19 protein-coding genes are annotated in these 23913 nt (G+C 68.5%); 6 read left to right on the forward strand and 13 right to left on the reverse strand.

Annotated features, from left to right (window positions below):
* Positions 1 to 29: 29 nt before the first annotated feature.
* The 5 genes from acnA to dut all read right to left on the reverse strand — a co-directional run bounded on the left by acnA (position 30) and on the right by dut (position 7394).
* Positions 30 to 2876 (reverse strand): aconitate hydratase AcnA, encoded by a 2847-nt coding sequence (gene acnA / locus AB4Y74_RS09600; protein ID WP_441798859.1) that lies wholly within the window; start codon positions 2874 to 2876, stop codon positions 30 to 32.
* A gap of 140 nt (positions 2877 to 3016) precedes the next feature.
* Positions 3017 to 5404, reverse strand: a complete 2388-nt coding sequence (locus tag AB4Y74_RS09605) for an HAD-IC family P-type ATPase (RefSeq protein ID WP_441798860.1) — start codon at positions 5402 to 5404, stop codon at positions 3017 to 3019.
* Between the two features lie 35 nt (positions 5405 to 5439).
* Positions 5440 to 6258 (reverse strand): DUF3159 domain-containing protein, encoded by an 819-nt coding sequence (locus AB4Y74_RS09610; RefSeq protein ID WP_441798861.1) that lies wholly within the window; start codon positions 6256 to 6258, stop codon positions 5440 to 5442.
* A gap of 9 nt (positions 6259 to 6267) precedes the next feature.
* Complete coding sequence (locus tag AB4Y74_RS09615; protein WP_441800429.1) at positions 6268 to 6870, reverse strand: DUF3710 domain-containing protein; 603 nt, start codon at positions 6868 to 6870, stop codon at positions 6268 to 6270.
* A 65-nt stretch (positions 6871 to 6935) separates the two neighbouring features.
* Positions 6936 to 7394, reverse strand: a complete 459-nt coding sequence (gene dut, locus AB4Y74_RS09620; RefSeq protein WP_441798862.1) for a dUTP diphosphatase — start codon at positions 7392 to 7394, stop codon at positions 6936 to 6938.
* A 39-nt stretch (positions 7395 to 7433) separates the two neighbouring features.
* Here dut and AB4Y74_RS09625 point away from each other — a divergent pair, with 39 nt between their 5' ends.
* Entirely contained in the window at positions 7434 to 7880 is a 447-nt protein-coding gene (locus tag AB4Y74_RS09625) for a DUF3093 domain-containing protein (RefSeq protein WP_441798863.1), read from the forward strand.
* Between the two features lies 1 nt (position 7881).
* Here the strand turns inward: AB4Y74_RS09625 and AB4Y74_RS09630 are convergent, their stop codons facing one another.
* The gene (locus tag AB4Y74_RS09630) at positions 7882 to 8175 is read right to left on the reverse strand and encodes a DUF4193 domain-containing protein (RefSeq protein ID WP_285116440.1); all 294 of its coding nucleotides are present in this window, start codon (positions 8173 to 8175) and stop codon (positions 7882 to 7884) included.
* Between the two features lie 205 nt (positions 8176 to 8380).
* Here AB4Y74_RS09630 and sepH point away from each other — a divergent pair, with 205 nt between their 5' ends.
* Complete coding sequence (gene sepH / locus AB4Y74_RS09635) at positions 8381 to 9550, forward strand: septation protein SepH (protein ID WP_441798864.1); 1170 nt, start codon at positions 8381 to 8383, stop codon at positions 9548 to 9550.
* A 24-nt stretch (positions 9551 to 9574) separates the two neighbouring features.
* On the opposite strand, the gene AB4Y74_RS09640 is transcribed toward sepH, so the two are convergent.
* Positions 9575 to 10723 (reverse strand): alkaline phosphatase family protein, encoded by a 1149-nt coding sequence (locus AB4Y74_RS09640; protein ID WP_441798865.1) that lies wholly within the window; start codon positions 10721 to 10723, stop codon positions 9575 to 9577.
* A gap of 98 nt (positions 10724 to 10821) precedes the next feature.
* Between AB4Y74_RS09640 and AB4Y74_RS09645 the strand changes: the two genes are divergently transcribed.
* Positions 10822 to 13305 carry a DNA gyrase/topoisomerase IV subunit A gene (locus AB4Y74_RS09645; RefSeq protein ID WP_441798866.1) on the forward strand — a complete coding sequence of 828 codons (2484 nt, stop codon included), beginning with the start codon at positions 10822 to 10824 and terminating at the stop codon, positions 13303 to 13305.
* Between the two features lie 235 nt (positions 13306 to 13540).
* Here AB4Y74_RS09645 and AB4Y74_RS09650 read toward each other — a convergent pair whose 3' ends face one another.
* Positions 13541 to 15640 carry a DNA gyrase/topoisomerase IV subunit B gene (locus tag AB4Y74_RS09650; RefSeq protein WP_441798867.1) on the reverse strand — a complete coding sequence of 700 codons (2100 nt, stop codon included), beginning with the start codon at positions 15638 to 15640 and terminating at the stop codon, positions 13541 to 13543.
* A gap of 207 nt (positions 15641 to 15847) precedes the next feature.
* Between AB4Y74_RS09650 and AB4Y74_RS09655 the strand changes: the two genes are divergently transcribed.
* The 3 genes from AB4Y74_RS09655 to alr are packed head-to-tail and all read left to right on the forward strand — an operon-like array spanning position 15848 to position 17941.
* Entirely contained in the window at positions 15848 to 16084 is a 237-nt protein-coding gene (locus AB4Y74_RS09655) for a DUF7455 domain-containing protein (protein ID WP_374010344.1), read from the forward strand.
* 50 nt (positions 16085 to 16134) lie between these two features.
* Complete coding sequence (locus AB4Y74_RS09660) at positions 16135 to 16851, forward strand: alanine racemase (protein ID WP_441798868.1); 717 nt, start codon at positions 16135 to 16137, stop codon at positions 16849 to 16851.
* A 13-nt stretch (positions 16852 to 16864) separates the two neighbouring features.
* Complete coding sequence (gene alr, locus AB4Y74_RS09665; protein ID WP_441798869.1) at positions 16865 to 17941, forward strand: alanine racemase; 1077 nt, start codon at positions 16865 to 16867, stop codon at positions 17939 to 17941.
* 28 nt (positions 17942 to 17969) lie between these two features.
* On the opposite strand, the gene AB4Y74_RS09670 is transcribed toward alr, so the two are convergent.
* The 5 genes from AB4Y74_RS09670 to AB4Y74_RS09690 all read right to left on the reverse strand — a co-directional run bounded on the left by AB4Y74_RS09670 (position 17970) and on the right by AB4Y74_RS09690 (position 23892).
* A complete protein-coding gene (locus tag AB4Y74_RS09670) occupies positions 17970 to 18686 on the reverse strand; it encodes a type 1 glutamine amidotransferase (RefSeq protein ID WP_441798870.1) in 717 nt (238 codons plus the stop codon).
* A complete protein-coding gene (locus AB4Y74_RS09675) occupies positions 18683 to 19957 on the reverse strand; it encodes a MurT ligase domain-containing protein (protein WP_441798871.1) in 1275 nt (424 codons plus the stop codon). Before AB4Y74_RS09675 ends, AB4Y74_RS09670 begins: the two co-directional genes overlap by 4 nt.
* A 4-nt stretch (positions 19958 to 19961) precedes the next feature.
* Positions 19962 to 21332 carry an RNA polymerase sigma factor gene (locus AB4Y74_RS09680; protein WP_441798872.1) on the reverse strand — a complete coding sequence of 457 codons (1371 nt, stop codon included), beginning with the start codon at positions 21330 to 21332 and terminating at the stop codon, positions 19962 to 19964.
* Positions 21333 to 21571: 239 nt separating this feature from the next.
* On the reverse strand, positions 21572 to 22903 hold the full coding sequence (locus AB4Y74_RS09685; RefSeq protein WP_441798873.1) for an MFS transporter: 1332 nt from the start codon (positions 22901 to 22903) through the stop codon (positions 21572 to 21574).
* Between the two features lie 59 nt (positions 22904 to 22962).
* Positions 22963 to 23892, reverse strand: coding sequence for a proteasome assembly chaperone family protein (locus tag AB4Y74_RS09690; protein WP_441798874.1), 930 nt, complete (start codon positions 23890 to 23892; stop codon positions 22963 to 22965).
* Between the last annotated feature and the right edge of the window lie 21 nt (positions 23893 to 23913).

The raw sequence follows: 23913 nt of genomic DNA on the forward strand, positions 1-23913 counted from the left end.
ATTCCGAGCCTCTCGTGACATGCGACTGCTTAGACGAGGCTCCGCAGCACGTACTGCAGGATGCCGCCGTTGCGGTAGTAGTCGGCCTCACCGGGGGTGTCGATCCGGACGACCGCGTCGAACTCGACCGTCTGCTTGCCCTCGGGCGAGTGCTCGCTGGGCGATGCGATGACGTGCACCGTCTTCGGCGTGGTGCCTTCGTTGAGCGCCTCGAGACCGGTGATCGAGAAGACCTCGGTGCCGTCGAGCCCAAGAGAGTCCGCGGACTCCCCAGCCGGGAACTGCAGCGGGACGACGCCCATGCCGATCAGGTTCGAGCGGTGGATGCGCTCGAAGCTCTCGGTGATGACCGCGCGGACGCCGAGGAGGCTGGTGCCCTTCGCCGCCCAGTCGCGTGACGAGCCCGAGCCGTACTCCTTGCCACCGAGGATGACGAGCGGGGTGCCCTGCGCCTGGTACTTCTGCGACGCATCGTAGATGAAGGCCTGCGGGGCGTCGGGCTGGGTGAAGTCGCGGGTGTAGCCGCCCTCGACGCCGTTGCCGTCGTTGAACGAGCTGAGCAGCTGGTTCTTGAGGCGGATGTTCGCGAACGTCCCGCGGATCATGACCTCGTGGTTGCCACGGCGCGAGCCGTAGGAGTTGAAGTCCTTGCGGTCGATCCCGTGCTCGGTCAGGTACTGGCCGGCGGGGCTCTCCGCCTTGATCGAGCCGGCGGGCGAGATGTGGTCGGTGGTCACCGAGTCGCCCAGCTTGGCAAGCGCGCGTGCGTCGACGATGTCGCTGACCGGGGTGGTGTCGAGCGTCATGCCCTCGAAGTACGGAGGCTTCCGCACGTAGGTCGACTTCTCGTCCCACTCGAAGATCGAGCCGGTCGGGGTCGGAAGCGACTTCCAGCGCTCGTCGCCCTCGAAGACAGACGCGTACTGGTGGACGAACATCCCCTCATTGATCGAGGAGTCGATCGTCTCCTGCACCTCGGCGGCGTCCGGCCAGATGTCCTTGAGGAAGACGTCGTTGCCCTCGCTGTCGGTCCCCAGCGGGTCGACCTCGAAGTCGAAGTTCATCGAGCCGGCGAGAGCGTAGGCGATGACCAGCGGCGGGCTCGCCAGGTAGTTCATCTTCACGTCGGGGTTGATGCGGCCCTCGAAGTTGCGGTTGCCCGAGAGCACCGCGGTGACGGCGAGGTCGTTGTCGTTGACCGCCTGCGAGATCTCGTCGATCAGCGGACCAGAGTTGCCGATGCAGGTGGTGCAGCCGTAGCCGACCGTGTAGAAGCCGAGCGCCTCGAGGTCTTGGGTGAGGCCCGCCTTCTCGTAGTAGTCGGTGACGACCTTCGATCCCGGAGCCAGCGTGGTCTTCACCCACGGCTTGGCCTTCAGGCCCTTCTTGGCCGCGTTCCGGGCCAGGAGGCCCGCCGCGAGCATCACCGAAGGGTTCGACGTGTTCGTGCACGACGTGATCGCCGCGATCGCGACGGCGCCATGGTCGAGGACGAACTTCTCGCCGCTCTCCGCCAGGGTCACCGGCGTGGGGCTGGAAGCCGTCTTCGGCGCGTGGCTGTGGTGCGAGTGCACGTGGGTGTTGCGGTCGTCCTCCGGCTGGAGCTCGCCCGGGTCGGACGCCGGGAAGGACTCGGAGATGGTCAGGTCGACCAGGTCGTGCGAGATGTCGGCGTAGTCGACGAGGTCCTTCTCGAACTGCTGCTTGGCGTGGTCGAGCTCGATGCGGTCCTGGGGACGCTTCGGGCCGGCGATCGACGGGACGACGGTCGACAGGTCGAGTTCGAGGTACTCGCTGAACACCGGCTCGACCGACGGGTCGTGCCACAGGCTCTGGGCCTTGGAGTACTCCTCGACCAGCTGGACCTGCTCCTCGCTACGACCGGTGAGGCGCAGGTAGTCGAGGGTGACGTCGTCGATCGGGAACATGGCTGCGGTCGAGCCGAACTCGGGGCTCATGTTGCCGATGGTGGCGCGGTTCGCGAGCGGGACCTGGGCGACGCCGGCTCCGTAGAACTCGACGAACTTGCCGACGACGCCGTGCTTGCGCAGGATCTGCGTAATGGTGAGGACGACATCCGTCGCGGTCACACCGGTGGGGATGGCGCCGGTCAGCTTGAAGCCGACGACCTTGGGGATGAGCATGGAGACCGGCTGGCCGAGCATGGCCGCCTCGGCCTCGATGCCGCCGACGCCCCAGCCCAGCACGCCGAGGCCGTTGACCATGGTGGTGTGCGAGTCGGTGCCGACGCAGGTGTCCGGGTAGGCGAGCAGCTCGCCGTCGATCTCGCGGGTCATGGTGACACGCGCCAGGTACTCGATGTTGACCTGGTGAACGATGCCGGTGCCCGGCGGGACGACCTTGAAGTCGTCGAACGCGGTCTGGCCCCAGCGCAGGAACTGGTAGCGCTCACCGTTGCGCTCGTACTCGATGTCGGTGTTGCGCTCGAGCGCATCCGGCTGGCCGAACAGGTCGGCGATGACGGAGTGGTCGATGACCATCTCGGCCGGGGCGAGCGGGTTGATCTTCTTGGGGTCGCCGCCGAGAGCGGACACCGCCTCGCGCATCGTGGCGAGGTCGACGATGCAGGGGACGCCGGTGAAGTCCTGCATGATCACGCGGGCAGGCGTGAACTGGATCTCCGTGTTCGGCTCGGACGCCGGGTCCCAGCTGCCGAGTGCGCGGATGTGGTCGGCGGTGATGTTGGCGCCGTCCTCCGTGCGGAGCAGGTTCTCGAGCAGCACCTTGAGGCTGAACGGGAGCCGCTCGTACCCCTCCACGGTGTCGATCCCGAAGATCGTGTAGTCGCGCGATCCGACCGTCAGGGTCTTCTTCGCGCCGAAGCTGCCGTGCCCCGAATTCTCCGTAGCCGTCACAATGCCCTCTCCTTCGTTGGCAGGCGATGTTCACGCACGCCTCGTCCATCTTCGTCGTCCGTCGAAGCGCCTTTCCAGCAAGGTAAGCCTAAATCGCCGGTGCGGGAAAGTATCTTGACGTCGAGATAAATCTATCACGCTCAGAGCCGGTCGAACACCAGCGCGCGGCGCTTGGCGAAGCGGTAGAACACTTCGACCCCGACAGCGCCAACCGCGCCGACGGCCACACCCCAGGCGAGCGCTGCGTCGAACTGCACATGCATCTCGAAGAACGACGCGGTGAACGGGATGACGCACACCAGAACGAACGCTGCAGCGACCGCAGCCAACAGCAGCCAGCGCACCCCGGTCAGCGGCCTCGTGAGCACGCACAGGATCCAGAGGGAGACGCAGAACAGCGCGACCGTGGTGACGCTGCGCGCTTCGTGCAACGGGAGGCTGCGATAGAGCGGCGCGTAGGCGACGATCGCGGTGACGCCCGCGATCAGGCCGGTCGGCACCGAGTACTTGAGCACACGGCCGAGCACCCCGGGCGTGTAGATGCGCTTGTTGGGCGCCAGGGCGAGGAAGAACGAGGGGATGCCGATGGCGAGAGTCGAGACGAGCGTCAGCTGGCGCGGGAGGAACGGGAACGGCCACAGCAGCACCGCACTGACCAGGGCGAGCAGGATGCCGTAGGTCGTCTTGGCCAGGAAGATGTTGGAGACGCGCTCCACGTTGGCGATCACGCGCCGTCCGGAGGCGAGCACATCGGGCAACCGATCGAACCGGTCGTCGAGCAGGACGACACGGGAAACCGCCTTGGTCGCGGCGGTGCCCGATCCCATCGCTATGCCGAGGTCGGCGTCTTTCACGGCCATGGCATCGTTGACGCCGTCGCCGGTCATCGCGACGGTCCGCCCCCGCTCTTTGAGCAGTCGGACCGCTGCACGCTTCTGATCCGGGCTGACCCGCCCGAGGACCCCAGCAGTCTCCAGCGCTCCCGCGAGCTCCTCATCGGTAGTCAGGGTGGACGCATCGATGGTCTCCCCCTCCAACTGCAGTTCCCGGGCCATGGCCGCGACGGTGACCGGGTTGTCGCCCGACATCACGACCACCCGCACCGCCTGCTCGCGGAAGTAGCGGAGGGTGTCGCGCGCCTCCGGCCGCAGGGTCTCGGCCAGCAGCACCAGCAGCGCCGGCTCGACGCGCGTGCCGGCGAGCGGAACGTGCACCCCCTCGGGCAACGGATCGACAGCCCGCGCCAGCGCAAGGGTGCGAAGACCCGTCGCTGCGAGTTCGGTCGCCCGCGACAGGGCGTCGGGATGCGCCGCCAGCACGCGCTCCGGCGCGCCCAGGACCCAGGAACTCTCGTCGCCGTCGACAGTCATGGCGAGGGCGCTGTACTTCGTCGCCGAACTGAACGGGATGCGCCGCGTCACGCGGAACCGGTCGCTGCGGAACCGCGAGCCGAGGATGCCGGACGTCGCGTTGCCCGCTTCGTCCGATCCGAACGCGGCGAGCGCGATCTCCGCGAGTTCCGCCCGAGCACCGGCGCCGTCTTCCGAACCGACCCACTCGGTGTCGTGCAGCGAGAGCTCGCCGGTGGTGAGGGTCCCGGTCTTGTCCAGGCACAGCACGTCGACCCGTGCGAGCACTTCGACGGCGGCGAGCTCCTGCACCAGCACCTTCCTTGTGGCGAGCTGGATGGCGGCAACGCCGAAAGCCAGGCTCGTCAGCAGCACGAGCCCTTCGGGGATCATGCCGACGACCGCCGCGACAGCATCGAGAAGCGCCCGCCGCCAACGGTCGTCGACGAAAATCTCGGTGAACCCGCCGTAGGTCAGCACGCGGCCGACGAGGGTGATGAGGATGAGCGGCCCGAGCACCCAGGACAGATAAACGAGGATGCGGTTGGTCGCCTCCCGCAACTCGGATCGGACGAGCGAGTGCTTGCGGATCTCGCTGGTGAGCCGACTCGCGTAGGAGTCTGCCCCCACGGCCGTCACCGTCGCCAGGCCGGTGCCCGTCACCACATGCGAGCCGGAGAGCAGCGGCGCACCGTCGTCTTTGAACATCGGATCGGACTCGCCGGTCAGCATCGACTCGTCGAGGGAGAGGCCTGTGCTCTCCACCACGACCGCATCGGCGGGCACCTGGTCTCCGGGACGCAGCACGAGCAGGTCGTCGAGCACCACGTCTTCGAGCGCCACCGTCACGACTTCGCCGCCGCGCCGCACACGGCTGTGCGGGGCCGCCAGCAGCGCCGCCCGGTCGAGCACGCGCTTGGCGCGATACTCCTGCACGATGCCGATCAGCGCGTTGACGATGACGATCCCGAAGAAGAAGCCGTCCCGCAGGTCGCCGAGGAGGAGGACCGCGATGAAGCACACGGTGAGGATGCCGTTGAACAGCGTGAAGATGTTCTCGCGCAGGATGTCGCCCACCGAGCGCGAGCTGGGCTGCGTCTGGGTGTTGACCCGGCCGCCCTCGACGCGTTCGGCTACTTGGGCGGGCGTGAGCCCCTCGCGTGTCCCCGCCTCCAGCATCCGTCCCCCTCCGTCGCCGTGAGCTCGATGTGCTTCTACTTGTGAGACGCGGTTCGAGGCTCGTTCGTGACGGGCTTCTGGGGAAATTGTCCCTTCACCACGAACCACGTCACTAGCAGCAGCGGCGCGTACAGCGGCACGCCCATCAGCAGCTTGGTGAGTGCCAGGGCGCTCGTCGCGGCATCTGTGTGCGCCAGGTAGAGCGGCACTTGGACCACCAGTCGTGCGGCGAACAGCAGGAACCAGAAGAAGGTCAGCGCCTGCATGACGCGGAATTTCCGCTTGTCGCGGCGCCAGGCGACGCCGTCGCCCATCAGGTACCCCGCGGCCAGTCCGATGACCGGCCAGCGCACGAGCATCGAGATGAGGATGCCCGCCGCGTATGCGGCGTTCGTCCAGATACCGAGGAGGAAGTTGTCCTCCCCGCGGCCCGTGATGAGCGCCAGAATGGCCGAGATGCCCACACCGATGAGACCGGCCAGTGCCTGCGTGACCGGTGTCTTGCCGATGATGCGCGCGACCGTGAAGACGATGGCCACTGCCACCGAGCACCCGATCGAGAGCGGGACGTTCTGCGTGAACGTGAAGAGGACGAGGAAGACGAGGCCGGGGAGGATCGTCTCGCACAGTCCTCGGACACCGCCGAGGGCGCCGAGCAGGGCGGCGCCGGTGGACGTCTCGGTCTCGGCCAGCTGGCCCAGACCCGAGCGGCGGGCTGCCGCTGCAATGCTCTCGCCGAGACCGGGTGCCGGCACGCCGTCGGCCGTGCGCGCAGCGGAATCGGCTTCTGGGGCGGCGTCACCCGCGGGTGCGCCGGCGCCCGGCTGGGGCTCCGGGCGGTCCTGATCGGTCATGCGCGCGCCTTAAAGAGAGGAGTAGTCGTTCTCGTTGCCCACCGTTGGAGCGGCCGGCATCCGCAGCGGAATGAGGTCGCGCGGCGGCATCGGCACCGAACCGCGAACGACGACGATGCTGCGGAAGAGGTCTTCGACGAGCGCCGCGGCCTCCGGCTGTACCGCCGCGTCTCCCGCGATCACACCGCGGAGGAACCAGCGCGGCCCGTCGACTCCCACGAAACGCGCGACGCGCGTTTCGACCGCACCGCCCTGCGGGGCAGCCACGGGGATCTCGGCGACGAGTTCCGGTCCGAAAGCGCCGTCGCGCTCCGTCACGCGGCCGCCCTGGCGCTGGATCTGGTCGGTGATCTGGTCTCGGATCTCGTGCCACAGCCCGCTCGACCGGGGAGCGGCGAACGGCTGCACCTGAAGGGTCGAGTTCGCGTAGTCGAGGCCGACGGCGACGACGCGCTGCGACTCCTCCTCGACCTCCAGCCGCAGGTGGAGGCCTTCGCGCGGCAGGATCTTCACTCCACCCAGATCGACGTACGGCCGGACCGGGTTAGCCTCGCTCTCGTCGAGCGGACCCTCCGTCTCGCGGTCCTCCGGCGCAGACTTGTCGAACTCGATGTCGTCGCCCTGCGGTTCGAGCTCGGCGCCCTCCTCGGATCCGCGAGGGGTGTCGCTGATGTCGCTCACGCGTGTTCTCCTGCCTCGGTGACGGTGTACCCGGACGAGCCGAAGCCCGCTGTGCCGCGGTGGCTGTCCGGGAGGGTGTCGACGGGGATGAACCGGGCTCGCGTGACCGGCATGACGATCAGCTGGGCGATCCGGTCGCCGACGGCGATATCGTACGGCATCGACCTGTCGGTATTGAGGAGGGTGACCTTGATCTCGCCGCGGTAGCCCGCGTCCACAGTGCCCGGCGCATTCACGATGGTGATGCCGTGGCGCATGGCCAGCCCGCTGCGCGGGACCACGAACGCGGCATACCCGTCGGGCAGGGCGATCGAGACACCGGTCGGCATTGTGAACCGCTCCCCGGGCCCGAGGACCACGGCCTCGGCGGCGCTCAGGTCGGCCCCGGCGTCGCCCGGGTGCGCGTATGCGGGAGGGGACGAGGCGATGATCGGGACATCGACGGTATCGGTCACGTGTCGAGGGTAGTGCAGAAGTCTGATCGAATAGGGGTCATGGACCTGTACCGAGAGCGGCTGTGGGCGACGCCCTGGCTGTTCATCTCCACACTGCTCGTCATCCCCGCGATCATGCTCGTCTTCGCACCGATCAACCTCACCGTCGGGGTGCTTCTGGCGATCGTCGTGTACGTCGCGTGGGCCGTCTTCCTGGTCACGACGGCGCCCGTCATCCGCGTGACGGAGGACGAGCTGGTGGCCGGGCATGCGCGCATCCCATTGCCCCTAGTCGGCGACCCGACCGCGTACCTGGGAGAGGATGCGACGCTCGAGCGCGGCCGCCTGCTCGACGCGCGCGCGTGGCTGCTCATCCGCGGCTGGATCAAACCGGTCGTGAAGGTGCCACTGCTCGACCAGGACGACCCGGCACCCTACTGGCTGCTCTCAACAAGAAACCCGGACCGATTGGTCCGGGTTCTCGGTGAGGCTCGACGTTCTGCGTGACCTAAGCGGCGCACTCCACGCAGATCGGCCCGAGCTTGGTGTCGTGGTCGATCTGGGAGCGGTGCTTCACCAGGAAGCAGTTCACGCAGGTGAACTCATCAGCCTGGGGAGGGAGCACCACGACGTCGAGGTCGAGGTCTGAGAGGTCGGCGCCAGGGAGCTCATAACCCCCGGGATTATCCGCGTCCTCAACGTCGACGACACCCGACATCTTGTCCGGGACACGCTCCTTGAGGGCCTCGATCGACTCGGAGTCGTCCTCGGTCTTCCGCGGTGCGTCGTAATCCGTTGCCATGCCCATCCACTTCTCGTACGTAACGGCCGATTCTCGCAATCGGCGGCCATAGTTTGCATCAATCGCTCCCGAATAGCAAAACCACCCAGGAGCCTCTCAGCGATTGCTTGGTGTGCAACTTCCGGCACGCCCGTCGTATTCCCCGGAATGCCTTCCTGCGCGTGGCATCCTGAGGCGGTACGAACGAGCTCGGAAGGCAATCCACATGCAGGATTTGAAGGTCATCGGGGTCGAGAACGGTGCACTCGTCGCCGTCGGCGACGACGGTGAGCGTTTCCGCATCGCCGTCGACGAAGCGTTGCAGTCGAAAGTGCGGCAGGTGCGTCAGGAGACGCCGGCCGACGCCCCCAAACTCTCACCGCGCGAAGTCCAGGCGCACATCCGTTCCGGGATGTCCGCGGAGGACGTCGCGGCGGTCACCGGCGCGCCGCTGGAGTACGTCCAGCGGTTCGAAGGGCCGATCCTCGCGGAGCGCGAGCACATCGTGGCGAGTGCGCTGAGCGTGCCCGTGCACACCACCGACGCTGTGGATCCGCTGGTCGAGGGTGAGACGTTCGGCACGGTCATCCGCGACCGGCTGGCATCCCTCGGTGTGGCGGGCGAGCGCTGGGCGAGCTGGAAGGACAGCGAGACGGGCTGGATCGTCAAGCTCGAGTTCGTCGCGGACACGATCGACCACGACGCCCGTTGGTCCTACGATGCCCGCAAGCACTCCCTCGCGCCCCTCAACTCGGAGGCGACCACGCTCTCCCAGGCCGGCGAACTCCGCGGCGGAGCGCTGATCCCGCGGCTGCGTGCGGTACTGCCGCACGAAGGAGAGCCGGACACGTCGCGCTTCGACAGCGGAGCCTTCACCTTCCCCGCGCCCTCGGTCGACCTCCTCGGACCGGAGATCACCACGCCGATCGAGCCGTTGCCGCAGGGACGCGCACCTGGCGCGAACAATTCGATCGCGGTCTCGGCCATCAAACGGGCCGACGACGGCGCGCCGCGCGACCTGCACCAGACCGCCGACCTGCTGGAGGCACTGCGCCGCCGTCGCGGCGAACGCGAGGCCGCTACATACGAGGACCGCACCACCGTTCCGGAGCGGCCCGTCCCGGCGGAGCACCCGGTGACCCCGCCCCAGGCCTCGACGCCCGCGAACCTCACTCCGGCGCCGTCCGCGCCGTCGCCGTTCCGGGTGATCGACGAGCGTCCTCCGGTCGCGGAGCAGCCGTCGCTTCCGCTGGATGTGCCGGCCCCGCCCGCTCCCCCGGCCTCGTCGTCGAACGACTCGGGACCGCAGCCGTCGACACGACGTAAGGGCCGAGCGTCCATGCCGAGCTGGGACGAGATCGTCTTCGGCGCGCGCACGGACGACGATCTGGCGTAGCCGGCGTCCCGCACGTGGCGGGGTTCAGCCGGCCGCGCCGAATCGGAGAAGGGGTACCCGCGTCTCCTCGGGCGTGAGCGAACCGTGCTGGCCGATCATGTTGCGGCCGGTGCCCTGCGGGTCGCGACCGTCGTAGTACGCGATGCGCTTGCGGGCGGCGACGAGCACGTCCCCGATCCGTGGCGCGACCGCAGCGTCGACCGAGGGTCCGAACCAGCCGGCGTCGATCGCCTCGCCCTGTGTGGCCACCCAAGAGCGGTCGCCCTCGGCGGTGCGCCAACGCTCGGCGACACCGGTCGCGGCCGCTGCGCTTCCGGCCGCTTCGGGGTCGAGATAGAGATGCAGCACCCGCGGCTCCCCCGCGACCGCGGCCACACCGTCGAGCAGTTCGGGAGCGGTGTCGTACAGGATGTGGCCGCTCTCGGGCACATCCACCACGCCATGATCGGCGGTGAGCAGGGCACCGCGTCCCGGTCCCAACCGACGGGCGAAGGATGCGACCAGGGCATCCACCGTCTCGAGCGCGGCTGTCCAGTCCGCGGACTCCCACCCGCGCGCATGCGCGAGCTGATCGAGCTCGGCGACGTACAGGTAGGTGAGTCCGGGCCCGGCACCGGCCACGATCTCCGCGGCTGCGTCGAATCGCTCGCTCAGCGACTGCACGCCTATGAATTCCGCGCCGCGAAGCACCGCCGCGGTGAAGCCGGAGCCCTCGAACTTCGGCAGGCCGATGGCACGGGCACGGACGCCCTGCTCGGCCGCGGTCTCGAATACGGTGCGGGATCGCTGCCAGGTGGCGGGATCCATCCGCGCGTCCCAGCCGGAGAGCTGGTTGGTGAGGCGACCGGCATCGTCGCGCACCCGATAGCCGACGAGTCCGTGCTCGCCGGGCGTCGTCCCGGTGGTGAGGGTGGCCAGCGCGGCTGCCGTCGTCGTCGGGAAGCCCGCGTCGATCGTCGTCGCCTTGCCGAGCAGCGGCGCGAGCGTCCGCGCATGTCCGGAACGCGCCCGCAATGCCGCAGCGCCCAGGCCGTCCACCACGATGACGACCACGTGCTCCAGCTTCGGCAGCCCGAGCTCGTTCGGCGCACCGGTCAGGGCGGCCAGCGAACTCGGCAGAACCGTGGCGAGGCTCGCTCGGGTGGTGAACGCGGCCGGTAGCATGGGTGGCATCCGGCCCAGTCTGGCACAGCACTCACGCGGCCGGCCGAGCCGCCCCACGCTCGCCCGATCCTCCGCTCGACCCGAGCCCCACTGCACAGAATGCACCAATGACACCAGCAGACGACCAGCCCGCCGGAACGACGGAACGCATCGAAGACGTCGACGTCACCACCGAGATGCAGGGCTCGTTCCTCGAATACGCCTACTCGGTGATCTACTCGCGCGCCCTCCCGGACGCCCGCGACGGCCTGAAGCCGGTGCAGCGCCGCATCCTGTACATGATGACCGAGATGGGCCTGCGCCCCGACCGCGGCCACGTCAAGTCGGCGCGCGTCACGGGCGAGGTGATGGGAAAGCTGCACCCGCACGGCGACAGCGCCATCTACGACGCGCTGGTCCGAATGGCGCAGGACTTCACGCTCCGCGTGCCGCTGGTCGACGGGCACGGCAACTTCGGCTCCCTCGACGACGGCCCCGCCGCCGCCCGCTACACGGAGGCTCGCCTCGCCGCCGCGGCCCTGGCGATAACGGAGGATCTCGACGAGGACGTCGTCGACTTCGTCCCCAACTACGACAACCAGCTCATGCAGCCGGATGTGCTGCCCGCAGCCTTCCCCAACCTCCTGGTGAACGGCGCGAGCGGCATCGCGGTCGGCATGGCGACCAACATGGCGCCGCACAACCTCATCGAGGTCGTCGGCGCCGCCCGCCACCTGCTCGAGAACCCGGAGGCGACCCTCGACGACCTGATGGCGTACGTGCCCGGTCCCGACCTCCCCAGCGGCGGTACCATCGCCGGGCTGGCCGGCGTGCGCGATGCGTACGCGACCGGCCGCGGCAGCTTCCGGATGCGCGCCAAGGTCGCGGTGGAGTCGGTGACGGCCCGTAAGAGCGGGCTCGTCGTCACTGAGCTCCCGTACGGCGTCGGCCCCGAGAAGGTGATCGAGAAGATCAAGGACGGCGTCAACGCCAAGAAGCTGAACGGAATCTCCGACGTCACCGACCTCTCCGACCGCCAGCACGGCCTGCGTCTCGTCATCGGGATCAAGACCGGATTCAGCCCGGACGCGGTGCTCGAGCTGCTCTACCGGCACACCCCGCTGGAGGAGGGCTTCGCGATCAACAACGTCGCCCTCGTCGCCGGCGGCCCGCAGACGCTCGGCCTGCGCGACCTGCTGCAGGTCTACCTCGACCACCGCATCAGCGTGGTCACCCGACGGTCGCAGTTCCGCCTGGCGCGACGCAAGGAACGACTGCACCTCGTCGAAGGCCTGCTCGTCGCCATCCTGGACATCGACGAGGTCATCCAGGTCATCCGCACCTCCGACGACACGGAGCAGGCGCGCGGCCGGCTGATGCAGGTCTTCGACCTGAGCACGCTGCAGGCCGACTACATCCTGGAGCTGCGGCTGCGGCGACTGACCAAGTTCAGCCGCATCGAGCTCGAGACCGAGCGCGACCAGCTGCGGGCGGAGATCGAGGAGCTGGAGGCGCTGCTGGCGTCGCGCCAGCGCATCCACGACACGGTGTCGGACGAATTGGAGCGGGTAGCCACCACCTTCGGGACCCCGCGCCGCACCCTCCTCACCGAGGCGAAGCCGTCCATCGCCGGAACGTCGCGCAGCAAGGCCGCGGGCGTGCAGCTCGAGGTCGCCGACGTGCCGACGCGCGTCTACCTCTCGACGACGGGGCGGATCCTGCGTGTGGACGCGGTCCCCGGCGCCGACGGCTCCGAGGGCGGACTCGATCGCATCCAGCCGCCGGTCCGGCGCAGCAAGCATGACGCGATCCTGTCCCAGCTGGACACGACCAGTCGCAGCGAGATCGGTGCAGTGACGAACCGGGGGCGGCTGATCCGCTTCTCCCCCGTCGACCTCCCCGGTGTGCCGGCCAACTCCATCCAACTCGGCGCGGGCGTCCGGGTCGGCGACTACCTGGCTCTCGCCGACAAGAAGGAACGCATCCTGGCCTTGGCCTCCCTCGACTCCGATCGCACGATCGCGCTCGGGACGAAGCAGGGCGTCGTGAAGCGCGTGACCGCGGGCGACTGGGCCAACAAGCCCGAGTTCGAGGTCATCTCGCTCAAGCCGGGCGACGAGGTCGTCGGGGCTACGACGGTGACGGATGAGGACGAACTGGTCTTCATCGCCAGCGACGCACAGCTGCTGCGGTTCGCGGCCTCCAGCGTTCGCCCGCAGGGGCGCGCGGCGGGCGGCATGGCAGGAATCAACCTCGGCGCGGACGCGCGCGTGGTCTATTTCGGGAGCATCGCCGCCGCCGACGCGGAGGAGGCTGTCGTCGCCACCATCGCCGCCAGCGACGCCACGCTGCCGGGCGCAGACCCGGGCACGGCCAAGGTGAGCGACTACGCCGAATACCCGGCCAAGGGCCGGGCGACCGGAGGCGTGCGGGCCCAGCGGTTTCTCAAGGGCGAGAGCGAACTCGTGCTCGCGTGGGCGGGCCGAGGTCCGGCGCTGGCCGTCGCGCCCGACGGCGCCGCCCGGACGTTGCCCGAAGGCGGCTCCCGCCGCGACGGCTCCGGCACACCCCTCGACACGGTCGTCGGCTCGATCGGCCGCCGCGTCGGCTGACCCGCTGCATCTGAAACGGAGGACGTTCGCGCGACGCGGGCTACGGCTTCCTCCGTTTCCCGCGGATCCGGGACGGTTCCATCCACTTCTCCTCCGTTTCCCGTGCTGCGGGAAACGGAGGATCTTCCGGCCGACACGCCGCCTGCCCTCGTGAAACGGAGGCACCCGTGGACCGGCTCAGGACGAGCTCCTCCGTTTTCAGGAGGGACGCGGACAGCAGCCCGCGAAGCTCAGGTCAGGCGTCGATGCGGGCCCGGCTCAGGTCGTCGGCGCCGGCGATGATGAACTCCTTGCGCGGCGCGACGTCGTTGCCCATGAGCAGCTCGAAGACGCGGTTGGCAGCCTCGGCGTCGGGGACGCGCACCCGGCGCAGCGTGCGGTGGGCACGATCCATCGTGGTGGTCGCCAGCTGGTCCGCATCCATCTCACCGAGACCCTTGTAGCGCTGGATCGGCTCCTGGTACCGCTTGCCGCGCTTCTTCAGGTCGGCGAGCACGGCCTGCAGCTCGGCCTCCGAGTAGGTGTAGATGGTCTCGTTCGGCTTGGACCCCGGGTTGACCGCGACGACGCGATGCAGCGGTGGCACCGCGGCGAACACGCGACCCTCCTCGATCATCGGCCGCATGTACCGGAAGAAGAGGGTGAGGAGCAGCGTCCGGATGTGCGCGCCGTCGACATCCGCGTCGGACATGATGATGACCTTGCCGTAGCGGGCCGTCGACAGGTCGAAGCTGCGGCCGGAGCCCGCGCCGATGACCTGGATGATGGCCGCGCACTCGGCGTTGGACAGCATGTCCGAGACGGATGCCTTCTGAACGTTCAGGATCTTGCCACGGATGGGCAGCAGCGCCTGATACTCGCTGTCGCGGGCGCGCCGGGCGGTGCCGAGCGCCGAGTCGCCCTCGACGATGAACAGTTCGCTGTTGGCGACGTCGTTGGATCGGCAGTCGACCAGCTTTGCGGGGAGGGATGAGGTCTCCAGCGCGTTCTTGCGGCGCTGCGTCTCCTTGTGGGCGCGCGCGGAGATCCGCGACTTCATCTCGGCGACGACCTTGTCGAGCACGAGGGCCGACTGCGTCTTGTCGTCGCGCTTGGACGAACCGAAGCGCTCCGCCATCGCTTTCTGCACCACATTGGCGACGATCGCCCGCACGGCCGGCGTTCCGAGGATCTCCTTCGTCTGGCCCTCGAATTGCGGCTCGGGGAGGCGCACGGTGAGAACGGCGGTGAGGCCCGCCATGACGTCGTCCTTCTCGAGCTTGTCGTTCCCCGCCTTGAGGCGGCGTGCGTTCTGCTCGACCTGCTGCCGCAGGAACTTGAGCATCCCCTGGTCGAACCCGGCCTGGTGGCTGCCGCCCTTCGGCGTTGCGATGATGTTGACGAAGCTGCGCATCACGGTGTCGTAGCCCGTGCCCCAGCGCAGCGCGATGTCGACCTCGCAGTCGCGCTTCAGTTCGGTCGGTACCATCGCGCCCGAATCGGAGAGCACCGGCACGGTCTCGGTGAAGTGTCCGGCACCGGTGAGACGCCAGGTCTCGGTGATCGGGCTGTCGGGTGCGAGGAAGTCGACGAATTCCGAGATCCCGCCCTCGTAGCGGAAGGTCGTGAGCCCGCTCGGCTCGGCGCCGTCCGCTGCCGGGCGCTTGTCGTCGATCGAGATCGAGATCCCGGGCACCAGAAAAGCGGTCTGGCGGGCGCGGCCGACGAGGTCGGACGTGGAGAACTCCGCACCCTTGGTGAAGATCTGCCGGTCGGCCCAGTAGCGGATGCGCGTGCCGGTGACACCCTTGCGCACCTTGCCGACGACTCTCAGCTCACTGCCGCTGACGAAGGGCGTGAAGGTGCTGTCCGGGCTCGGTACTCCGGCCTTGTCGTCGAAGATCCCGGGCTCACCGCGGTGGAAGGACATCGCCCACGTCTTGCCGTCGCGATCGACCTCGACGTCGAGTCGCTCGGAGAGCGCATTGACCACCGACGCGCCGACGCCGTGCAGGCCGCCGGATGCGGCGTACGATCCGCTGCCGAACTTGCCGCCGGCGTGGAGCTTGGTGAACACGACCTCGACACCCGACAGGCCGGTCTTCGGCTCGATGTCGACCGGGATCCCGCGTGCGCTGTCGCGCACCTCGACACTGTCGTCGGCGTGCAGGATGACGTCGATCGCATCGCCGTGCCCGGCGAGGGCCTCATCCACCGAGTTGTCGATGATCTCCCAGAGGCAGTGCATGAGCCCGCGGGAGTCCGTGGAGCCGATGTACATGCCCGGTCGCTTGCGGACGGCCTCGAGCCCCTCGAGCACCGAGAGGTGCCTGGCCGAATAGTCCGAACTCGCCACGGGCGCTCCTTGCAGGATCGATGGCGCCCAGCAGGCGCATGCTCACTCTCAAGCGTAAGCGCCGGATGCCGGACCCTACGCCACCGACACCCTGGCTCCCGGAGGCTACGCGTTGAGCGAAATAGCAGCCAACACGCGCCTCGTTGCCGAGTATCCGTGGTTCTATAGACGTACCGAGTTCACCGGTTGCGACGGAAGGAGCATCACATGTCGACACTTACCTCGGAGAACGGGGCCGTTGACGAGCTCGCATCAGGGCCGCAACTGACTGCTGCGGACCGTTGCGACAGCTGCGGGGCACAGGCTTACATCAGGGTCGTCGTGAATAACGGCGAGCTGCTGTTCTGCGCCCACCACGGCAAGAAGCACCAGGAGAAGCTCTCGCAGATCGCCCACAGCTGGCACGACGAGACCGCTCGCCTGTTCGAAGACCAGCGCGCCTGACCCGGGCCGCGTCGCGAAGCGCGAGCTGACCGAGACGAGCTGATCTGAGCATGGTGAAGAGGACGGGTGTGCGCCGACGCGTCCACATCGATCTCGACGCCATTCGCTCGACGGCGGCATCAGCCGCTTCCGTGCTCCCCGACTGCACCGCCGATCTCCGCGCCGACGCGTACGGACACGGGCTCATCCCCGTGGCTCGTGCGCTGACGGATGCGGGGGTCGGCGGTTTTCTCGTCTCCCGGGTGGAGGATGCGGTCAGCATCGCTGACGAAGGCCTCCCCGTGCGCCTCGCGGTCGTCGACAATGCGTCGTCCATCGAGGAGAACGGCTATCTGGGACCGGAGCTCTTCGGTCTCGACCCCACGCATCCGACCGCTCCGGCGATGCGCCTGGAAGGCGAGGTCGTCTCCGTCAGGCGGGTCCCAGCCGACCGCGGCGTGTCATACGGCTACACCTACCGCACCTCGCGGCCGAGCACGCTGGTGCTCGTCGCGCTCGGCTACGCCGACGGCATCCTTCGCGTCGCGTCCAACAAGGCTCCGGTCAGGGTCGGGGACACCACCGGCCGCATCACCGGCCGCATAGCGATGGACCAGTTCGTCGTCGACATCGGCGACGACTCCGCCGCGCCCGGCGACTCCGTGGTCCTCTTCGGCGACCCCGCGCTCGGCGAGCCGACCGTTCTCGATTGGGCGGACGCCCTCGGCGTCGCGGCGCCGGTCATCACCAGCCGGCTCGGCCGCCGCATCGAGAGGACATACACGTGATGAGGACGCCCGCATGACCATCGTGGACGCCGTCGCTGAGCCTCTCCCCCGCGCCGTCATCGACCTGGGCACGCTGCGGCACAACGTCGCCCATCTGACCCGGCTCATCGCCCCGGCGCAGACCATGCTGGCCGTCAAGGCCGACGCCTACGGCCACGGACTCATCCCGGTCGCCGAGGCGGGACTGGCCGCGGGAGCGACCTCCCTGGCCGTACTCGAAATCCCGGCCGGCCTGGTACTGCGGCATGCCGGCGTGACCGTACCGATCCTCGCCTGGCTGCACGGCCAGGCGACGGACTGGCGTGCCGGAATCGAGTCTGACATCGAGCTCGGCGTCTCCGCCGTCTGGCAGCTGGAGGCGATCGCCGCCGCAGGCGCCGACCGTCCGGCGATCGTGCACCTGAAAGTCGACACCGGCCTCAGCCGCAACGGCGCTACCCGTGAGGAGTGGCCGGGACTCGTGCAGGCAGCGCTCGAGCTCGAAGAACGCGGTGTCGTCCGCATCCGCGCCGCCTGGTCGCATCTCGCCGACGCGTCCATCGCCGACGACGAAGCAGCCCTGGCGGAGTTCCGGGACGCGGTCGCCGAAGCGGAGGCGCTCGGCGCGCAGTTCGAGGCCCTGCACCTCGCCGCGAGTTCAGCGGGCATCCGGATGCCGGAGGCGCGGTTCTCGTTCGTGCGGTTCGGGATCGCTGCCTACGGTTTCTCCCCCTTCGACGACTCGACCGGCGCCGAACTCGGCCTCATCCCGGCGATGCGGCTGGAGGCTCCCGTCACCGAGGTGCACGTTGGCGGGACCACGCAGGTGCGGCTCGCTATCGGCTGGGCAGACGGCGTGCCGACGCTCGGGATCGCCAAGACGTCCATCCAACTGAACGGCCGGCGCTGCCCGGTGATCGCGGTGGAGGCGGACACGATGCTGGTGGACGCGGGGGCGCACCGCGTCGAGGTCGGCGACACGGCCATCCTGTTCGGACCCGGCACCGACGGCGAACCGACCGCCGAAAAGTATGCCGACTGGGCCGAGACGATCGCAGACGAGATGGTCACCGGCGTCGCCGCGCGCGTCCCCCGCGTCTACGTGAACTGACCGAGCGCGACGCGGCACTGCGGCGGAACTAGAGCGAGACGCCCAGTCGGTCGGCGATCGCGCGACGCGCGTTCAGGGCGTAGCGGTCGACCCGCTCCGTCTGGGGAATCGGCGGCACCTCGCCGCGGAGGGCCGCGCTCAGCAGCCGGTCGGCCAGCGCCGGGTTCATCGGAAGCACGGGACCGTGCAGGTGCGTGCCGATCGACGAGCCGACGACCACGCCCTCGGTACCGTCGCCGTTGCCCGTCCCGCTGGCGACACGACCCAGGGGCTCGGCGCCGTCGAGCACCGTGCGCGCCGAATGGTTCTCGAATCCGGCCACCGAGGAACCGTCCGCGAGCCGCACGACGATCTCGCCGACGTGACGCTTGGCCCCCAGTGCAGCCCGGGTCGGGAACACGCCCGCTCCGGCAAGGAGGTCGCCTTCCGGCGTCTCGAGTCCTGTGCCCAGCAGCTGCCACCCACCCGCGATCGCGAGGAAGGGCACGCCGGCATCCCGCCACTCCCGCAGGCGTGGCGCGATACGGAGCACGTCGTCGTGGACGGCGCGCTGGCCCGAGAGCGGGCCGGAACCGATGTGCACGATGTCGACGCTCTTGGGCAGTTCGGCACCGCTCGCGTGAGCGACGACCTCGACGTCGACTCCCCGCCAGCGAGCACGCTCGGCCAGGGCGAGCACGTTGCCGGCGTCGCCGTTGATCCCGAGCTCGGCGGGGTACAGATGCAGTACGCGCAGGACGGTCATCGCTCGCCGCCCTCCAGGTCGAGGAAGCCCAGCTGCTTCCGGATGAGCATCATCTGCTCGTAGTTCACGATCATCGTCTTGGTGCCGCGCGTCGGCTTCGGGAGGGCCAGAAACGCCTGCAGCGCGGGCTTCAGCTCGGGGAGCACCTGATCCACCTCGATGCCCGCATACGCGAACCGGGTTGCGAACTGCCACGCCTTGGTCCCGGAGACCACGTCGACGTGCGTCAGCTTCGACAGGTCGATGTCGTACACCCAGGAGGGATCGGGCGTGCCCTCGTCGACGGCCACGAAGACCTGCTCGGGCGATTCGCTCAGATAGTCGAGGTTGAGCTGGAGGCTCGGCGGGTTCTTCATCATGATGATCTCGACGTCCTCATCCCCGACTCGCAGCGTCTCGCCGCGGCCGTAGACCGTCCGGAGGGCCGCCATTGCTGCGACCACGCCGTTCGGCTGGAAGCGGTCGCCGAGGAGCCGGCGGGCCATCGCGGTCGCTCCTGCCGCATCCACCGCGTAGTGGAGTCCCCTGGCGGGAAGGCCGATGCGGACGCTCTCGCCGCCGATCGTGAGCTGCGCACTCTGAACTTCGAGCTTGCTGACGAACACCGACGGGATCGGGAGGCTGCCTGTGGCGACGCCCGACAGGTCTTTGACGTTCGCAAGACCGTTCGGGGACGCCTCGATGAGGGAGGGAGCCACGGCGAAGGTGGTCACGTCGCGGCCCTGCGCCGTCAGCTCCGCGCCGACGCGGGCGAGACTGTCGTCGTCGGCGTTCACCACGACGAACTCGGACGATCCTTCGGCGATCGAGCGCAGCATCCCGATCACCCGGGTCGGCTCGAAGAAGCGGTTCAGCTGGTCGATCTGCACGTTGAGCAGCAGCGACCCGCGCGGCTTGAGCACCCGCGCCAGGTCGACGCCGTACGCCTCATCTACCTCGATCACGCCGACGTCGCCGCGAACGAAGCCGTCCAGGGGCACGTCGGCGAGCAGAGCGGAGGCGATGCCCTGCGGCAGGTTGCCGCCGGACGGGTTGGTGAACACATCCAGGCCGTGCTCGCGCAGGATCGCCGTGAGCATGTTCGTCGTCGTGGACTTGCCGTTCGAGCCGGACACGAACACGACGCCGAGCGGAAGCCGGCTGACCGCGCGCTCAAGGAACTTCGGAGCGATCGCCAGCGCGACACGGCCGGGGACCGCGGAGCCGCCTCCCCGCAAGCGCAGAAGCCAGCGGGCGAGGCGGCCGGCGATGACCGCCAGTCGGTAGCGCACCGATTTACTCGAGGTAGTCGCGCAGCGACTGCGAACGCGAGGGGTGACGCAGCTTCGCCATCGTCTTCGACTCGATCTGCCGGATGCGCTCGCGCGTCACGCCGAACGTGTCACCGATCTGGTCGAGGGTCTTCGGCATCCCGTCGCCGAGGCCGAACCGCATGCGGATCACGCCCGCCTCGCGCTCCGACAGGGAGTCGAGCAGGCTCTCCAGCTGCTTCTGCAGCATGGTGAAGCCCACGGCGTCGGCCGGAACGACCGCCTCGGTGTCTTCGATCAGGTCGCCGAACTCACTGTCGCCATCCTCACCCAGCGGGGTGTGGAGCGAGATGGGCTCGCGGCCGTACTTCTGGACCTCGATGACCTTCTCCGGAGTCATGTCGAGTTCCTTCGACAGCTCCTCGGGGGTGGGCTCGCGACCCAGATCCTGCAGCATCTGGCGCTGCACCCGGGCCAGCTTGTTGATGACCTCGACCATGTGGACCGGGATGCGGATGGTCCGCGCCTGGTCGGCCATCGCACGCGTGATCGCCTGACGGATCCACCAGGTGGCGTAGGTGGAGAACTTGAAGCCCTTCGTGTAGTCGAACTTCTCGACGGCACGGATCAGGCCCAGGTTGCCCTCCTGGATCAGGTCGAGGAACTGCATCCCTCGACCGGTGTAACGCTTGGCGAGGCTGACGACGAGTCGCAGGTTGGCGCCCAGCAGGTGGCTCTTCGCACGCTGACCGTCGCGGGCGACCCACTTGAGCTCGCGCTCCAGCTCCTTGGTGAGGTTCGGGATGTTCGCGAGCTTGTCCTCGGCGAAGAGTCCGGCCTCGATCCGCATGGCGAGCTCGACCTCTTCGGCCGCGTTCAGCAGGGGGACCTTACCGATCTGCTTCAGGTAGTCCTTGACCGGGTCCGCCGTCGCTCCGGTGATGGTGCTGGAGTAGACGGGGATGTCGTCGTCCTCGTCGACCGCGCGCAGCACGAGCGCGTCGGTCGGCAGGGGCAGGTCTCCGATGGGAGCGGCGACCGCGGGCGTCTTGCCCTCGGTGTCGCCGTCGGAGTCTTCGGTCTCGTCCGACTCGGTGTCGTCCGTCGCCTCGGCCTCCTCGGTGACCTCTTCAGCCTCGATCTCGACCTCGGCGTCGTCGTCGACCTCCGCGTCGTCATCGTCCGCAGCGCGACCCTTGCCCTTGGCGGAGGTCTGCTTCTTCGCAGCCGCCGTCGGCTTCTTCGCGGCCGCCTGGGCCGGGGCCTTCGCCGTCGTCGTCTTCTTCGCTGCCGCCTTCTTTACTGCGGGCTTCGTCGTCTCGTCCGCGGCGACGGTCGTGGTCTCGTCGACCTCGACCTCCGCTTCGCGGGTCTTCGTTGCTGCACGGGTTGCCATGTGAACACCTTTCATACCAAGCAGAGGGGCCGGGATCCTGACGGCCGAGCCTGGCTCAGGGTTGCGTGCGGACACTACTAAGACCCAAGTCAAGTCCTGGTGGTGGCGTCGGGCATCGTCTAATGCTCCGACCCAGGGACATGAAAGGGTCTAATCACCAATTATTGCACGTTCCCGGTCAGCCCCCGACCACGTTCGGCCATTCGGATCCGGATCCGCGTCGTCGCCCTCCGCGCCCATTACAGCGCTTCGTGACCGCGGCGCCTCCTCCACGCTCCGACAAGTGCAACCCACAACGGGGCCACTTCTATTCCCTCTTCCTCCTGCAGACGGCGGCGCGTGCGGCGGCGCGAGCGGATGAGGAACCCGACGCCGATGCCGACGATCACATATTGGATGGCGAACGCCCAGCGGAAGTGGTCCAACTGGTAGAGCTCGGCGTCGCCGCCCCCGCCGTGCGCTTGCAGATCGAGGGAGACACCGATCAGGAACATCATCACGAAGCTCGCCAGGAACCCGCCCACGTTCACGATGCCGTTCGCCGACCCGAGGCTGTGCAGCGGGTTGAAGGTGCGCGCGAAGTCGAACCCGATCAGCGATCCCGGACCGCCGATGCCGATCGCCGCGATGAGGACGATCACCGTCCAGAGCGGGGGCGTGCCCGGCCAGAGCAGCACGAGCGACCACGCCAGCGCCATGAGGGCGACGATGCCCAGCACCAGGTTGCTGCGCCGCAACGGGAAACGGGCGGTCAGGATGCCGAGGATCGGACCGGAGATGAGACCGGCCCCGACCAGCACGGTGAGCAGCGCCGACGCCTCCGCCGGTTCGATTCCCAGGGCGAAGACGAGGAACGGGATGCCCCACATCAGGCTGAAGACGGTGCCGGACGACTGGGTCACGAAGTGCGACCAGAAGCCGAGCTGGGTGCCCGGGCGGCCCAGGCTGATCCGCAGCTGGCGCAGCGAGTCCGACCACGTCGCCGGCCGCGGGCCCTCGGTCGCACCGACCGGCCGGTCGGAGACGGCCACCGCGATCCCGATCAGGGCGACCACCGACAGGGCGGCGGCGGACAGGAAGGCGACGGTCCACCCCGACAGGTGCAGGAGGAGCGCGAACGGGATGGCCGACAGCACCTGCCCGAGCTGACCGACGTTGCCGATCCACTGCGACAGCTGGGGCACGATGCGCCCGCGGAACCAGGAGTTCACCAGTCGCATCAGCGAGGTGAAGACGGTCGCATCCCCGGCCCCGACCAGGATGCGGCCGACGATCGCGATAGTGATGGTCGGCGCGAATGCCACAGCCACCTGCCCGACCACCATCAACGCCGTCCCCACGAGCATGAGCACGCGGGAGCCGATGCGGTCGATGAGGACGCCGACGGGGACCTGCATGCCGGCATAGACGATCAGCTGGAGGACCGCCAGCGACGAGAGAACCGACGCCGAGACGTGGAAGCGATCGGTCGCCGCGACTCCCGCGACTCCGATCGTCGTGCGCTGCATGACCGCGATCAGGTAGGCGAAGACGCCGATCCCGTAGACGACCCAGGAGCGACGTGAATTCACCGAACGATCCTACGCCTGGCTATGCACCCCGACTGGCCGACGGCTCGCGCGGTATGCGCTCAGCGGTCGCCGCGCCCGTTCTCCTCGTCGCCGTGACGGCGGAAGGCCAGGAAGTTCTCCAGTTCGGCAGCGATCTCATCGGCGGTCGGAAGCTCGCCGTCGCTGTCGGTCAGCGGCGAGCGCAGCTGCGTGTCCTCCATGTAGGAGTCGTGACGCTCCTCCAGGGTGCCGACCAGCCGGCCCAGCTCGGTGTTCCCGGCGACCTGCTCGTCGATGTTGGCGATGAAGTCGCGGTCCTCCTGACGCAGCCGGTCGGTCGGGAAGATCAGACCCGTCGCCGCGCTGATCGAATCGAGAGCGGCGACCGCCGCAGCCGGGTACTCGGTGTCGGCGAGGTAGTGCGGGATCAGCAGGATGAATCCCGCGATCGGGTATGACAGCTGCTGCAGCCGGTACTCCAGCAGGTGCAGTGCGTTCGCGGGGACCTGCGTGTTCGGCTTCCAGATGGACATGGAGTCGATCAGTTCCTGCCGGTTGCCGCTCACGGTCACGCCGATCGGGCGCGTGTGGGGCACTGGCATGGGGATGGAGTGGACCCAGGTGATGCTCTTCACCTTGTACTGCTCGATCAAGCCGAGCACAGCCTCCGTGAACGCCTCCCAGCGGAAGTCGGGCTCGAATCCCGAGAGGAGGAGGAAGGGCTGGCGCAGCTCGTCGTACGCCAGGTACAGCTTCAGAGTGGCCGGCTGGTAGTCGGTCAGGTGGTCCTGATCGAAGTAGATGATCGGTCTGCGCGCGCGGTAGTCGAGCAGGATGTCGGCATCGAAGGTGGCGACCACCTCGCTGTCGAGCGTTCCGAGCAGGTAGGTGCCGAGCTGGCTCACGCCCGAACCGGCGTCGGCGAAGCCGGTCAGGCCCGCGACCAGGGGAAGCCCCTCCGGCACCGGGAGTGCCGGATTGAGCTCGAACAGTTGGCGGGGGTCACGCATGATTCAACTCTAGAGCGGACC

This window comes from Leifsonia sp. RAF41, from assembly GCF_052114085.1.
Lineage (GTDB): Bacteria > Actinomycetota > Actinomycetes > Actinomycetales > Microbacteriaceae > Leifsonia.